A 14,880-nucleotide genomic window follows, 5' to 3' on the forward strand; every position below is an offset into this window, starting at 1 on the left:
GCCACGACCGATGGAGGTGTCATGAGGGCTGCGCGAGTGGCCACGGCAGTCCTGATCTTGACTGCTGCCGCGGCGTTGACTGGCTGTTCATTTTCTGACGAAGGGTCGAGGCCGGCAACGACCCAGGCGAGTTCCGACGTTTCCAACGTCGGGTTGACGTGCGATTCCGCCCTGGCCAAGAAAATGGTCGAGCCCGCCACGGCTACCGCCGTCAGGGGATGGAAGGGCAAGACCGTCACGGTCTGCCTGATGGACTCGAGCGGCAAGGTCAACGAGTCCATGGAACAGGCCTTCAGCGGTGACGACGACATCGATGACATCATCCAGGGCAATGCCGAGACCGCCAAGGACCGGCCTGCCACCTGTCGTCCACAGGAGGATCAGTGGACCATGGTCATCGACCAGTCCGGTAAGGCCTGGCGCCTCACTCCGCTGGAATGCACCGTGGCTCCTGGTGGGTCGGCGACCCCGTCTGACGAGAAGACCCCAGCCTGATGTCCGGTCGTCAGAAGAGCATTATCCGGGTCGGCTTGACGGGCGGAATCGCCAGCGGCAAGTCGACGGTATCCGCGCTCTTGGCCGAGCACGGGGCCGTCATCGTCGATTACGACCAGCTCTCCCGGAACGTCGTCGCAGTCGGATCCGAGGGACTTCGCCAGGTCGTCGAGGCATTCGGTGAGAAGGTGCTCTCCGAGGATGGTTCCCTGAACCGTCCTGCGCTGGGGGCCATCGTCTTCGCTGATCCAGCGGCCAGGCGACGTCTGGAAGGGATCATCCATCCTCTGGTCGAGGAGGCTGCACGGCGAGTTGACGAAGAAGCCCGTGCTGCGGACGAACAAGTCGTCGTGGTCCACGACATTCCCCTGCTCGTGGAAACCGGCAGAGCTGACGAGTTCGACACGGTCCTCGTCACTGATGTCGATCCTGCCGAGCAGGTGCGACGTGTGGTTGAGAGGGACGGCCGTTCCGGGGCGGACGCCTGGGCCAGGATCCGTGCCCAGGCCTCGCGCAGGGAGCGTCTGGGGGTCGCTGACATCGTCATCGACACCAGCGGTCCGCTCGAGGACCTTCCCCACGCGGTGGACCGAGCCTGGACCCACATCCTGGGGCGTGGACGACCTGGCGGTGATCAGCGGTAGAATCGGTCACCCTCCCTGGCACCGTGGCACATCTCCTTGTCCTTGCCCTGGTCCGAGTTCCCACCGAGCTGAAATCCGGAGGCCCGCGTCGGGGTGGCACCGAACTAGGGTTGTCCCCATGCGTCCAGTTACCGACATCACTCGCCGTGTTGCGCCCTTCCATGTCGTCAGTGAGTTCGACCCCTCTGGCGACCAGCCGCAGGCCATTGCGGAGCTGGAGAAGAGGGTCAAGAACGGTGAGCAGGACGTCGTCCTGCTTGGTGCCACTGGTACTGGTAAGACGGCCACGGTGGCGTGGCTGGCGGAGAAGTTGCAGCGGCCGATGCTCGTCATGCAGCCCAACAAGACCCTGGCGGCCCAGTTCGCCCAGGAGCTGCGCACCTTCTTCCCGGACAATGCCGTCGAGTACTTCGTCTCGTACTACGACTATTACCAACCCGAGGCGTACATCCCTCAGACGGACACCTTCATCGAGAAGGACTCCAGTCTCAACGAGGAGGTCGAGAGGCTGCGTCACTCCGCGACGAATTCCCTGCTGACCCGGCGAGACGTCATCGTCGTGGCGACCGTCTCGGCCATCTACGGTCTGGGTACTCCGCAGGAGTATGTCGACCGGATGATCCCGTTGGAGGTCGGGCAGGAATGGGATCGTGACGAGCTGCTGCGTGACCTCGTCACCAACCAGTACGTCCGCAACGACATCTCGGGGGAGCGGGGCACCTTCCGAGTGCGCGGAGATACCCTGGAGATCTTCCCGGTCTACGAGGAGAACGCCCTGCGCGTGGAGTTCTTCGGAGACGAGATCGAGGCCCTCACGACCATGCATCCTCTTACCGGCGAGGTCGTCAGCGAGGACGAGCAGGTCTACGTCTTCCCGGCGACCCACTACGTTGCTGGACCGGAGCGCATGGAGAGGGCGATCGCGTCCATCCAGAAGGAGTTGGGGGAACGCCTCGCCGTCCTGGAACGGGACGGGAAACTGCTGGAGGCCCAGCGACTCCGAATGCGCACCACCTACGACGTCGAGATGATGCAGCAGGTCGGCGCCTGTGCCGGTATCGAGAACTATTCGCGTCACATTGACGGACGCGCTCCCGGCTCGGCCCCGAACTGTCTGCTCGACTACTTCCCCGAGGACTTCGTGCTCGTCATCGACGAGTCCCATGTCACCGTCCCGCAGATCGGAGGCATGTACGAGGGCGACATGAGCCGTAAGCGCACCCTCGTGGAGCATGGCTTCCGACTGCCCAGCGCGATGGACAACCGCCCTCTCAAATTCGACGAGTTCACCCAGAGGATCGGCCAGACCGTCTACCTGTCGGCCACGCCCGGAGCCTACGAGACCGAGCGGGCCAATGGCGTCGTCCAGCAGATCATCCGCCCGACGGGACTGGTCGACCCTGAGATCATTGTCAAGCCCACTCGCGGCCAGATCGACGACCTCATGGCCGAGATTCGCACCCGAGTGGATCGCGGTGATCGTGTCCTGGTGACGACCCTGACCAAGAAGATGGCCGAGGATCTCACCGACTACCTCATGGAACACGGCATACGCACCCGGTACCTGCACTCGGAGATCGACACCCTCAAGCGCATCGAACTGCTCAAGGAACTGCGCATGGGAGAGTTCGACGTCCTCGTCGGCATCAACCTGTTGCGAGAGGGGCTCGATCTTCCGGAGGTGTCCCTGGTGGCCATTCTGGATGCGGACAAGGAAGGGTTCCTTCGCTCGGAACGCTCCCTCATCCAGACCGTCGGCCGTGCCGCTCGAAACGTCAACGGTCAGGTCATCATGTACGCCGACCAGATCACCGACTCGATGCGGGTCGCCATTGACGAGACGAATCGTCGTCGCGAGATCCAGATGGCCTACAACAAGGAGCATGGCATCGACCCGCAACCGCTTTGCAAGAAGATCGGCGACATCACCGAGATGCTGGCCCGCGAGGAGGCCGACACCGACGCTCTCGTCGAGAAGTTCAACTATGGCAAGGGCCATCGCGGCTACAACTCGATGATCACCGACGAGCAGCGGGCGGCCCAGGGCAAGCGCCTGGACGCCTCGAAGATGGCCGAGGAAGATCTCGGCAACCTCATCGTCGAGCTCACCGAAGAGATGCGCTCTGCTGCTGGCGAGCTCAAGTTCGAAGTGGCGGCTCGTCTTCGCGACGAGATTGCGGACCTGAAGAAGGAATTGCGCCAGATGGTGGAGGCGAATCGCTAGTTCCCGCACGGTTTCGACTCGCGTCGGATGATGCGGGTGTGAGAGGATGAGAACCCCTGGAGGGGAGTACTCCTGAGAAGAGTGTGGTCGTCATCACGATCGTGTCATCACGGTCCGGCTGCACAGCCCCGGTAAAACGGCACCTGCCGCGCCGGTGCGGACGAGACCTCCGGACCTTCTCTCTATTCCCTCGGAGGCCCGGTTTTGCACGTTCACGCGTATGTCTGGATCATCACCATCCTTGTGATGGGGGCCTTGCTCTTCTTGGACGTCATGGTCCTGGGGCGAAAGCCTCACGTCCCCTCTACCAAGGAATGTGCCACCTTCGTCGGTGTGTTCGTCGGCCTGGCAGTGTTGTTCGGCTTGGGCGTCTGGATCCTGCAAGGGCATTCCGCAGGCGGTCAGTTCTTCGCGGTGTGGTTGACCGAGTACAGCTTGTCGATCGACAACCTGTTCATCTTCCTCATCCTCATGGAGAAGTTCGACGTTCCACGGAAGCTGCAGCAATTTGCCCTGCTGGTGGGCATCATCGTCGCCCTGGTCTTTCGAGGTGTCTTCATTGCTCTGGGACAGGCGATCCTGGAAGCTTGGGCTTGGGTGTTCTTCATCTTCGGTGCTTTCCTGCTGTACTCGGCGATCGACCAGGTGCGTGAGTACCGTCACCGGGATGACGAGGATGAGGTCACCGGCGAGAACGGCCGCTTGTTGGCGTGGCTCAAGCGTACGGTTCCGACCACCGGTGACTACCGCGGCACCAGATTCTTCGTTCGTGAGAACGGCAAGATCCTGGCCACCTCGATGTTCACGGTCTGTGTCGCCCTCGGCATGACTGACCTGCTCTTCGCCCTGGACTCCATCCCAGCCTCCTACGGTCTGACGAGCGAGGGCTACCTCATCTTCACCGCCAACGTCTTCGCCCTCATGGGCCTGCGCCAGCTGTACTTCCTCATCGGAAGCCTGCTCGAGCGCCTGGCGTACCTGTCACTGGGCCTGGCGGTCATCTTGGGCTTCATCGCTCTCAAGCTCATCGGCCACGCCATGCACCACTATGGCCTGGACCAGGCGTGGTTGGGCATCAGCACGGAGATCTCGATCGGTGTGTCCCTGATCACCATCGTCGCGACCTTGGTCCTCACCACCGTCGCGAGCATCATCAAGAGCAAGAGAGACGACGCAAAGACCAAGATCGAAGCCTGATCTCGGCAGGACATGAGCGGTTGGGATCACCAGCCGCGTTCCCGCCACTGGCGGAGATGAGCAGGGATGCCGCGGCGCTGTCTCGTGGTTCAGGGCAGGGGAGTGCCGAGTGGTGCCATGATGAGATGTCCTTCTGCGCGGATCTGCTCGACCGCTACGACGTACCGTGGAGGGGTCGAGGTCGAGCTCACTTGGACAGGTCCTTGACGAAGAGGAAGAGGAGGGGAAATGCGAGTCTCGTTCCCATGGGATTCGGACGTATGGGCACCCACGGTGAAAGTGGCCCAGCAAGCTGAGAAGGCCCAGCTGATGACGGTGCTGATCCAGGTGGCGCCGGCTGTCGCCCTGGAGCAGGCCTGGGCGGAGTTGTCGCGCGACCACGCGAGCGAAGAGGAGTACATACTGGACGGGGGAGCGTCCCTGCTTCGGCGCGGCGATGGGCTGGTCGAAGCGTGCAGTGGTGGTGAGGACGTGCTGAGTTCGCTGTCGTGGATACTGAACCAGACGCTCGAAGGCGCCGTCCACCATGCCGACGCAAACGCAACCCTGACCGTGGTCGGCGAAGCGCCCGATCGTAGGCATGTGGACCTCTAGAACGACTTCCGTCACCAGCCCCGCTCGCGCCACTCGCCCAGATGGGGCCGCTCTGCACCCAGCGTCGTCGGCAGCCCATGTCCCGGCCAGATGACCGTCTCATCGTTGTAGACCCCGAAGACCTTCTTCTCCAGGTCCGCCATCAGCGTGGCGAACTGGGTGTCATTTTGTACCCGTCCAGGGCCACCGGGGAAGAGGGAATCTCCCGTGAGGATGTGGTCACTCGGGTTGCCGCGCAGTCGGAGGGCGATGGATCCGCGGGTATGACCCACCAGGCCGATGACGTCGAGTTCGATGTCGCCGAGGCGGAAGACATCCCCGTCCCACACCGTGCGGCAGGTCACGCCGGTGCTGGCCTCGATGGCCTCGGCGTCGGGTTTGCCGCACCAGGGCTGGGCGCCCGTCGCAGCAATGACGTCAGCGAGAGCTCCGGTGTGGTCGGAGTGACGGTGGGTCGTGATGACGGCGCCGACCTCGTCGTCGCCGACGAGGGCCTTGAGCCGACCGGGTTCCGCTGCCGCGTCGACGAGGATGGCAGGACCGGCCTCGGGACGAATGAGATAGGCGTTGTTGTCCATCGGGCCCACCGACACCTTGATGAGGTCAATATCCTCGTTGACCCTGATGAACTCAGCCCCAGGTACCGGACCGACGTGGTGGAGCGTCATGACGATGCCTTCCTGGGACGAGCGGGCGATCCGCTGGGCGTCCCCGTCAGATGAGCATGGGGACGGCGAGCTGGTCGGCCCCGGCGAGACGCTCGGTCCCACCTCTGCCTGACAACCATCCTGCCAGCGCACCGTCAGGCCCATGAACCGTCGTAGCGAATCCAACCCCGCCGATACGATCAGTCAGACCCGAATCGGAGACGATACGCATGGCCGGGACTTCCGGGCGGTCCCGCAGCCGGAAACACGCCCACTCCAACAAGGTACGGGATGCGACCACAGGGAGGTCGTCGACGGTCATTCCAAGAGCGAGGTCGACGTGATGGAGTGCGATCTCGGCAAGCCGCAGGGCAGGCAGGTCGGTGGCGTCGACACGGATGTCGTCAGTGAGCCAAACCGCAGTGCCTGGTTCCATGCCTTCCAGAGAATCGAAGGTGGCATTGAGGGAGCCTGCCGTGGTGTCCAAATCGATCTGCAACTCCACCCCGGTGCGTTCCGAACCGCGCTCGATGTCGCCGTCGCGGACCTCGTCAGAGGGATACAGGCGGGGCACCTCACGGCCAGCGACAACGGCCCTCGTCACTGTTTCCAGGGCCTCGCCATTGCGGGCTATATGGGTCGCAATGTGCGCGCGGGTCCATCCAGCCAGGCGACTGGGGGCCTGCCACTCCTCATCCGACAAGCCCATGGTGGCCCCGAGAAGTCGCTGGGTCGCTTCCCGTTTGGCAGTGCGGATTTCGGGTAGGGGAGCGCTCGGACACAGACCTGGAGGTCGTGTGGCTGCGCTCATGTCGTCCAACCTACTTGCACTTCAAGGAAGTTGCCAGATCAATGGCCACCGGATGGGTCTGCTGGGCCCAGGCCCACAGTGCCTCAGGAGGCTCGTCCGTGTTCCGTTCTGCCGACCGCGCAGAGCCACAGAACTGTCTTCCATGGCCTCTACCATGAAGCCTGTGAGTGACCACATCATCGTCCGCGGTGCCCGAGAGCACAATTTGCGCAACGTCAGCCTGGATCTTCCCCGGGACGCCATGATTGTGTTCACTGGCTTGTCAGGATCGGGGAAGTCCTCCCTTGCCTTCGACACCATCTTTGCTGAGGGCCAGCGTCGTTACGTGGAATCCTTGTCCTCCTACGCCCGCCAGTTCCTCGGACAGATGGACAAGCCAGACGTCGACTTCATCGAGGGTCTCAGCCCCGCTGTCTCCATCGATCAGAAGTCCACGTCCCGCAACCCACGTTCGACGGTCGGCACGATCACGGAGATCCATGACTACCTGCGTCTGCTCTGGGCCCGTATCGGCAAGCCCCACTGCCCGGTGTGTGGGGAGCTCATCAACCGTCAGACCCCTCAGCAGATCGTCGATCGGTTGATGGCCCTGGACGAGGGCACGAAGTTCCAGGTGCTGGCGCCGGTCGTCCGTGGCCGCAAGGGCGAGTACATCGAACTCTTCCGGCAGCTGACGACTGACGGTTTCACCCGTGTGCGCGTTGATGGTGAGGTCCATCGACTCGGTGAGGTGCCGCCCCTGGACAAGAAACGCAAGCATGACGTCGACGTTGTCGTCGACCGGATCGCGGTCAAACCGTCGGCCAAGCAGCGTCTGACGGAGTCCGTGGAGACCGCCCTCGGTCTGGCCCACGGGATCGTGGGTATCGACTTCGTCGATCGTGACCCTTCCGACCCGCATCGCGAACGTCGATTCTCCGAGACGATGGCCTGCCCCAACCAGCATGACATCGACATCGATGAGCTGGAACCTCGCCAGTTCTCCTTCAACGGCCCCTGGGGAGCGTGCCCGACGTGTTCGGGTTTGGGGGCAACCCTCGAGGTCGATCCCGAACTCGTGGTTCCCGACTCAGGGCTGAGTCTGCTCGAGGGAGCCATCGCGCCGTGGTCAGGGCCGCGAGTGGCCAACCACTACCAGCACGTCTTTGCGGGTCTGGGGGAGAGCCACGGTTTTGACGCGGCCCTGCCCTGGTCAGAACTTCCCGCGAAGGCGCGCAAGCTGGTGATGCATGGCGAGGGCGATCCGGTGATGGTCTCGTACCGCAACCGGTTCGGCCGAATGCGCACCTACTCGCAGAATTACGAGGGAGTGCTGCACTACGTGCGTCGTCGCTACGACGAGGCCGAGACCGACGCCGCCCGCTCCCGGTGGGGACAGTACCTGCGCGAGGTGCCATGTCGTGACTGCCATGGCAAGCGACTCAAGCCGACGAGCTTGGCCGTGACGGTTGGCGATCGCAACATCGCCGAGGTCTCCGACATGTCCATCGGGGAGGCCTCGCAATTCCTCAATGCCCTGACGCTGACGGAGCGTGAGGCGACCATTGCCGAGCGGGTCATCAAGGAGGTGCGAGCGCGGCTGCGGTTCCTTGTCGATGTCGGTCTGGACTACCTGACCTTGTCCCGGTCAGCCGGATCGCTGTCGGGCGGTGAGGCTCAGCGCATCCGACTGGCCACTCAGATTGGTTCGGGACTGGTCGGTGTGCTCTACGTCCTCGACGAGCCCTCCATCGGCTTGCACCAGCGCGACAACCGCCGTCTCATCGATACCCTTGTCAGGCTGCGGGATCTCGGGAACACGCTCATCGTCGTCGAGCATGACGAGGACACCATTCGCGTCGCCGACTGGGTTGTCGATGTCGGCCCGGGAGCCGGCGAGCACGGCGGAGAGGTCGTCGTCTCGGGAACCGTCGACGATCTGCTGGACAGCGAGAGGTCGCTGACGGGTGCCTACCTGTCGGGCAAGAGGTCCATCCCGTTGCCGGCGAGCCGACGTCCCCGAACCGGACGGGAGTTGGTCGTCAAGGGCGCTCGTGAGAACAATTTGCAGAACGTGGATGTCACCTTCCCGTTGGGCCAGCTCGTCGTCGTCACGGGAGTGAGTGGTTCTGGCAAGTCGACTCTGGTCAACCAGATTCTCTACACCTCGTTGGCACACCGGATTCACGGAGCTCGGGCGGTCCCTGGCAAGCACGAGACGATGACCGGCGTCGAGGAGATCGACAAGGTCATTCATGTCGACCAGTCCCCGATTGGGCGGACGCCGAGGTCGAACCCGGCAACGTACACCGGGGTCTTCGACAAGATTCGTGCCCTCTTCGCCCAGACCCCCGAGGCCAAGGTGCGCGGCTACCAGCAGGGCCGGTTCTCCTTCAACATCAAGGGGGGACGCTGTGAGAACTGCCAGGGTGAAGGCACCATCAAGATCGAGATGAACTTCCTTCCTGACGTCTACGTGCCGTGTGAGGTCTGCCACGGGGCCCGGTACAACCGCGAGACCTTGGAGGTCCACTACAAGGGCAAGACGATCGCCGAGGTGCTCGACATGCCCATCGAGGAGGCGTCCTCCTTCTTCGAGCCGATCTCCTCGATCCATCGTCACCTCAAGACCCTCGTCGAGGTGGGGCTGGGTTACGTCCGGCTGGGGCAGCCGGCCACGACCCTGTCGGGAGGCGAAGCTCAGCGCGTCAAGCTGGCCTCAGAGTTGCAGAAACGTTCCACCGGCAAGACGTTGTACGTTCTCGACGAGCCCACGACAGGTCTGCACTTCGAGGACATTCGCAAGCTCTTGCTGGTGCTGGGACGACTTGTCGACCAGGGCAACTCGGTACTCGTCATCGAGCACAACCTTGATGTCATCAAGACCGCCGATTGGATCATCGACATGGGTCCCGAAGGTGGTAACGGTGGCGGCATGGTCGTCGCGGAGGGGACTCCCGAGCAGGTGGCCGCCGTCGACGGCTCCTACACAGGGCAGTTCCTCGCCGAGATCCTGGCCGGGCGGGAAGTCCCGGTTGGTGACGAGCCGCCCCTCATCGAGGAGCCGGCTGAGGCCAAGAAGAAGGGTGGGAGGAAGACCTCGCGGAAGAAGGCCCGCTGAGCGGTTCAGGAACCGCTGACGCTCAAGGTGCCGCCCTTCTCGGTCACCTTGGCCTTGCCCAGGCCAGCAGTAGCGGGGCCCTTGGTGACATGACCGTCAGTGATGTCGAACTCCGAACCGTGGCAGGGGCACAGCAGGGAGCCGTCACGGACCTCGTCGACCTGGCATCCAGCGTGTGGGCACACCCGCACGAAGCCCTTGTAGGTGCCCTTGGTGGGCTGGGTGACGACGAAGTTCGTGCCGTCGATCACGATTCCGCCGCCCACCGGGACATCAACAGCCTTGATGGTCGCCGGGCCGGTGTGGACGTCATTGGAGTTCTGGTAGGTGCTGCAACCGGTGACCGCTCCGGTGGTGGCCAGGGCAGCGACGCCGCCAGCGGTACGCAGGATCTCGCGTCGAGTGGGGGACATGGTCTCTCCTTCGTGCTCAGCGGGTGCCGGGGTTGCCTGTGGAGGCGGCGACGGCGCCGTGAACCATACCTGCCTCGATGAGGTGATCCACCCGATTGATCCAATGAACCTCATACCCATTCGGGTGAAGCTCGATCATCGAGGTGGCGGTGTTCTGCAGGCCGACCCAGTGGGGTTCACTGCCGATGGGGTAATTGCGCAGATCAGCGGCAAGTCGTGGGGCAATGAGGTGCAGCAGGAGCATCGATCCGATGGCTCCATGGGCCACCAGGGCAATGCAATCGTCGTCATAGTGTGCCTCCCGCACCCATTCGGCGATACGACCGGCACGATCTGCCGCCTCTGCGGCAGTTTCGATGCGGGCCTCGCGCCACCCCTCCTCGGTAATCGTCTCCGGGAAGACGGCGCGATCGGTGATGGCAGACAGGGCCGACAGCGGTGACCCGGGGTGACCGGTCTCGACTCCGTCAACAATCTCAACTGGACCGGGGCGTTCGAAGATGAGGTCGCTGACGGTGATGGGCATGTCGAGGGCTTCGGCGACCGGGGCTGCCGTCTGAATGGTGCGCATCATGGGGGAGGAATACAGCTTGGTCGGTCGCGGAGAGACTGACCCGATCCATGTCCCCAGGGCCTCAGCCTGATGTCGTCCCAATTCGGTGAGTTCGGGGTCAGGCTTGCGCCCTTGACGGTATGCCTCGACGGACTTTGCCGCATTGGCATTGTTTTCGGACTGGCCGTGGCGAATGAGGAGAAGATGCACGTGGCCAGCCTACCGGTGAAGCTGCTGGAGCATTTCCCGCCCGCAGGACGGGGGCGTTCGGACGGAGAGAGGAACCACGTCGTCATGGCCCCTAGGCTTGCCCCATGGCCGATCCGTCCAGTTACCGTCCTGCCCCGGGGACCATCCCCACTCAACCAGGGGTCTATCGATTCAGTGACGAGCACGGGCAGGTCATCTACGTCGGCAAGGCCAAGAACCTGCGTAACCGGCTCAACTCCTACTTCCAGGACATCTCGGCCCTCCACCCGCGTACTCAACGGATGGTCACTACGGCCGCCCACGTGCAATGGACGGTGGTGCAGAACGAGGTCGAGTCCCTCCAGCTCGAATACACCTGGATCAAGGAATTCGATCCGCGGTTCAACGTCATGTACCGCGACGACAAGTCCTACCCGTGGCTGTGTTTCACCTGGACAGACGAGTATCCGCGCGTCTTCGTCGGTCGCGGTGCTCATCACAAGGGGTGGCGCTACTACGGACCGTTCGGCCAGGCGTGGGCAATCCGGGACACCGTCGAGACCTTGCTGCGGGTCTTCCCGATGAGGTCCTGCTCGACCGGCGTCTTCAATCGGGCGAAGAACCAGGGGCGTCCATGTTTGCTCGGCTACATCGGCAAGTGCTCGGCGCCGTGCGTCGGTCGGATCACCCCGGAGGCCCACCGCGAGATCGCCGACGAGTTCTGTGACTTCATGGCGGGCCGGACGACGAAGATCGTCAAACGGCTTGAGGCCGAGATGGCGGAGGCCTCCGAGAACCTGGAATTCGAACGTGCCGCCGTCATCCGCGACTCCCTGGGAGCCCTGTCAAAGACTCTGGAGCGCAATGCCGTCGTCCTCGGTGACGGGACTGACGCCGACGTCATCTCGATGGCCGTCGACCCGCTGGAGGTGGGCGTCAAGATCTTCCACGTTCGCGGCGGTCGCATCCGTGGTGAGCGAGGCTGGGTGGCAGACCGTGCCGACGACGCCGACGAGGCCGAGTTGATGGAGACCTTCCTCACCCAGCTCTACGGCATCAATTCCAGTGACGGTCAGGTTCGTGATGACGGTCATGGCAATGCCGTCCCGCCGCTGTTGCTCGTCTCCACCAATCCCGCGAATCCCGACGTCATGTCCACGATCCTCAGCTCCGAACGCGGCTCCCACGTCGAGATCCGTGTTCCCCGTCGAGGTGACAAGGCGACCCTCATGGACACCGTCACCCGCAACGCCCAGGAAACCCTCGCCCAGCACAAACTGAAGCGAGCCTCCGACCTGGCCACTCGAACCCGAGCCCTGGAGGAGATCCAGGAGGCCCTCGGTCTGGACCGCGCCCCGCTGCGGATGGAGTCCTACGACATCTCCCACATCCAGGGAACCAACGTCGTCGGGTCGATGGTCGTCTTCGAGGACGGCATGCCGCGCAAGTCCGAGTATCGGCGATTCATCATCAAGGGATTCGAGGGGTCCGACGACTTCGCCGCCATGCACGAGGTGCTGTCGCGCCGGCTGCGTCGCCTTGTCGAGGACCGCGACGCCATGGCCAAGGCCCAAACCCCTGACGGTGACGTCGGCTCCCTCATCGACCCCACCACTGGCGCTCCCCGCAAGTTCGCCTACGCTCCGCATCTCATCGTCGTCGACGGCGGCGCACCTCAGGTACACGCCGCCCAGGAAGTGCTCGAGGAGTTCGGCCTCGAGGATGAGATCGCACTGTGCGGGCTGGCGAAACGCCTGGAGGAGGTGTGGCTCCCCGACGAGGAGTGGCCGGTCATCCTGCCGCGCACCTCCGAGGGGCTCTACCTACTACAGCGTCTTCGTGACGAGGCTCACCGGTTCGCCATCACCTTTCACCGGTCCAAGCGATCCAAGGCAATGGTGGAGTCCGTACTCGACGGGGTGTCCGGACTGGGGGAGACCCGTCGCAAGGCCCTCGTCTCTCACTTCGGATCAGTGCGAGCGCTGCGGAAGGCGACCGTCGAGGACATCGCCGAAATTCCTGGGTTCGGTCCCAAACTCGCGGGAGAGGTCGTCGCGGCCCTCTCCAAGGACAAGCCCGGTGAGGCGATCAACACGGCAACCGGCGAGGTTGCTGACGCTGACGGACTGGCTGATGCCGATAACAGCACTACCCTTGAGCCGTGAGCACCGAACAGACGACCAGGACCCCGCGAGTTGTCATCATCTCCGGCATCTCCGGTGCTGGCCGTCGTACCGCGGCCCATGCCATGGAGGACCTGGGCTGGTACGTCGTCGACAACCTGCCCCCGGTGATGTTGGGGGCGCTTGTCGACGAGATCGGCGCTAATGACATCGATCGTCTGGCAGTCGTCCTCGACGTTCGAAGTCGGATCATGTTCGACACCCTGGGAGTGGCCGTCGCCGCCCTCGACGAGCGCGGCATCGACCCCGCCATCGTCTTCCTGGAAGCCTCCGACGAGACCATCGTGCGTCGTCAGGAGTCCAGCCGTCGTCCCATGCCGCTCCAACAAGGAGGTCATCTCCTCGACGCCGTGGCCCTCGAGCGTCGCATGCTCTCCGACCTGCGTGCCGAGGCTGACCTCGTCATCGACACCACCTCCATCACCGCTCGACAGCTCGCCCAACGCATCGACCACGCCTTCGCCGAGGGGATCGACGAGGGCCTGGCCTTCCAGGTGATGTCCTTCGGATTCAAGCGTGGGGTTCCGATCGACGCCGACCTCGTCTTCGACGTGCGTTTCCTGCCGAACCCGTACTGGGTCCCTGAGCTTCGTCCCAAGACGGGTCTGTCCTCCGACGTCGCCTCCTATGTCATGGCCCAGGCCGGCGCGACCGAGTTCATCGATCGAGTCGAGGAACTCCTGGCTGGCATGGCACCGGGGTATCTTCGTGAGGGCAAGAAGCAGGTCACGGTGGCCGTTGGCTGCACCGGCGGGAAACATCGCAGTACCGCCATTTCCGAGGAATTGTCCGCTCGTCTGGCGGATCGGGGGCACCGCACCGCCGTCCTGCACCGAGATCTTGGGAAGGAATGACGATGGTGTCAACCCCCTCGAAGTTGCCGATTGTCACGGCCTTCGGCGGTGGACACGGGCTGGCCGTGTCGCTGCGTGCCTTGCGGCGGCTCACAGACCGGCTCACTGCTGTGGTCACCGTCGCCGACAACGGTGGCTCTTCCGGTCGGCTGCGCGAGGAATTCGACATCCTGCCGCCGGGAGACCTGCGTCGTGCTCTTGCCGCGCTGTGTGCTGATGATCACCTCGGACGTACCTGGGCCGAGGTGCTGCAGGCGCGCTTCAACGGCATCGGTGAGCTCGCCGGTCACGCCATCGGTAACCTGCTCATCGCGGGCCTGTGGCAGGAGCTTGGCGACCCTGTGTCCGGCCTGGACATGGTCGGTCAGCTCCTTGACGTTCGGGGTCGCGTCCTGCCGATGTCCCTGACCCCGCTTGACATCAGCGCCCAAGTGGTCGGCCTGGACCCGAATCAGCCGGACGAGGAGTACACCCTCACCGGGCAGGCCACGGTCGCCAAGACCCGGGCCGAGGTGCTCAAGGTGAGGCTGGAGCCCTCCGAACCCGAGGCCTGCCCTCAGGCGTTGGAGGCGATTCGCGAGTCCGACAACCTCGTCCTGGGGCCGGGATCGTGGTTCACCTCGGTCATGCCGCATCTCCTGGTGCCTGAGATCGTCGACGCGATCCTTGAGTCGAAGGCGCGGAAGATCCTCACCCTCAATGTGTCGGGAGCTGATGAAACGGACGGATTCAGCCCCGCGCGACATCTTGAGGTCATCGCCGAGCACGAGCCACGTATGCGTTTCGACGTCGTCCTCGTCGATCGCGGGTTTGCTGGTCAGGATCCCCATCTGGAATCGTTTGCGCACAATCTGGGAGCTGAAATCGTCGTCGACGATTTGGCAATGCGCGATGGATCGGCTCGGCATGACCCACTGCGGTTGGCGTCGGCATACGCCAACATCATGGGCGTCCAGCCTCGCTGATTGTCGCCTAA

General features: G+C 63.6%; 13 protein-coding genes. 9 read left to right on the forward strand and 4 right to left on the reverse strand.

The window, feature by feature from the left end; translation table 11 throughout:
* Positions 1-21: 21 nt before the first annotated feature.
* The 5 genes from AC6I1W_RS06845 to AC6I1W_RS06865 all read left to right on the forward strand — a co-directional run bounded on the left by AC6I1W_RS06845 (position 22) and on the right by AC6I1W_RS06865 (position 5,154).
* Positions 22-495: a transcriptional regulator gene (locus AC6I1W_RS06845; protein WP_117189363.1), complete on the forward strand. Its 474-nt coding sequence runs from the start codon at positions 22-24 to the stop codon at positions 493-495.
* A complete protein-coding gene (coaE, locus tag AC6I1W_RS06850; protein ID WP_065673948.1) occupies positions 495-1,139 on the forward strand; it encodes a dephospho-CoA kinase in 645 nt (214 codons plus the stop codon). The genes AC6I1W_RS06845 and coaE overlap by 1 nt, the downstream gene beginning before the upstream one ends.
* Positions 1,140-1,257: 118 nt before the next feature.
* Positions 1,258-3,363, forward strand: a complete 2,106-nt coding sequence (gene uvrB / locus AC6I1W_RS06855; protein WP_065673949.1) for an excinuclease ABC subunit UvrB — start codon at positions 1,258-1,260, stop codon at positions 3,361-3,363.
* 204 nt (positions 3,364-3,567) lie between these two features.
* Entirely contained in the window at positions 3,568-4,560 is a 993-nt protein-coding gene (locus AC6I1W_RS06860) for a TerC family protein (protein WP_065673950.1), read from the forward strand.
* 228 nt (positions 4,561-4,788) lie between these two features.
* Positions 4,789-5,154, forward strand: a complete 366-nt coding sequence (locus AC6I1W_RS06865; RefSeq protein WP_016667348.1) for a hypothetical protein — start codon at positions 4,789-4,791, stop codon at positions 5,152-5,154.
* A gap of 11 nt (positions 5,155-5,165) precedes the next feature.
* Here AC6I1W_RS06865 and AC6I1W_RS06870 read toward each other — a convergent pair whose 3' ends face one another.
* Complete coding sequence (locus tag AC6I1W_RS06870) at positions 5,166-5,822, reverse strand: MBL fold metallo-hydrolase (RefSeq protein ID WP_065673951.1); 657 nt, start codon at positions 5,820-5,822, stop codon at positions 5,166-5,168.
* A 46-nt stretch (positions 5,823-5,868) separates the two neighbouring features.
* Positions 5,869-6,612, reverse strand: a complete 744-nt coding sequence (locus AC6I1W_RS06875) for a maleylpyruvate isomerase family mycothiol-dependent enzyme (protein WP_117189278.1) — start codon at positions 6,610-6,612, stop codon at positions 5,869-5,871.
* Between the two features lie 154 nt (positions 6,613-6,766).
* Here AC6I1W_RS06875 and uvrA point away from each other — a divergent pair, with 154 nt between their 5' ends.
* On the forward strand, positions 6,767-9,712 hold the full coding sequence (gene uvrA / locus AC6I1W_RS06880; protein ID WP_270236140.1) for an excinuclease ABC subunit UvrA: 2,946 nt from the start codon (positions 6,767-6,769) through the stop codon (positions 9,710-9,712).
* Positions 9,713-9,717: 5 nt separating this feature from the next.
* Here the strand turns inward: uvrA and AC6I1W_RS06885 are convergent, their stop codons facing one another.
* Together AC6I1W_RS06885 and AC6I1W_RS06890 are read right to left on the reverse strand one after the other, a co-directional pair.
* Positions 9,718-10,125, reverse strand: coding sequence for a Rieske (2Fe-2S) protein (locus AC6I1W_RS06885; protein ID WP_270235815.1), 408 nt, complete (start codon positions 10,123-10,125; stop codon positions 9,718-9,720).
* Positions 10,126-10,141: 16 nt separating this feature from the next.
* Positions 10,142-10,888, reverse strand: coding sequence for a histidine phosphatase family protein (locus tag AC6I1W_RS06890; RefSeq protein WP_270235816.1), 747 nt, complete (start codon positions 10,886-10,888; stop codon positions 10,142-10,144).
* A gap of 104 nt (positions 10,889-10,992) precedes the next feature.
* On the opposite strand from AC6I1W_RS06890, the gene uvrC reads away from it, so the two are divergent.
* Genes uvrC through AC6I1W_RS06905 form a run of 3 tightly spaced genes read left to right on the forward strand, consistent with a single transcriptional unit; the run spans position 10,993 to position 14,869 of the window.
* Complete coding sequence (gene uvrC, locus AC6I1W_RS06895; RefSeq protein WP_270235817.1) at positions 10,993-13,032, forward strand: excinuclease ABC subunit UvrC; 2,040 nt, start codon at positions 10,993-10,995, stop codon at positions 13,030-13,032.
* Positions 13,029-13,904: an RNase adapter RapZ gene (rapZ, locus tag AC6I1W_RS06900; RefSeq protein ID WP_016667355.1), complete on the forward strand. Its 876-nt coding sequence runs from the start codon at positions 13,029-13,031 to the stop codon at positions 13,902-13,904. The genes uvrC and rapZ overlap by 4 nt, the downstream gene beginning before the upstream one ends.
* Positions 13,901-14,869: a gluconeogenesis factor YvcK family protein gene (locus tag AC6I1W_RS06905; RefSeq protein WP_036975897.1), complete on the forward strand. Its 969-nt coding sequence runs from the start codon at positions 13,901-13,903 to the stop codon at positions 14,867-14,869. Before rapZ ends, AC6I1W_RS06905 begins: the two co-directional genes overlap by 4 nt.
* Positions 14,870-14,880 lie beyond the last annotated feature (11 nt).

It is taken from the genome of Cutibacterium sp. KB22876 (assembly GCF_059728865.1).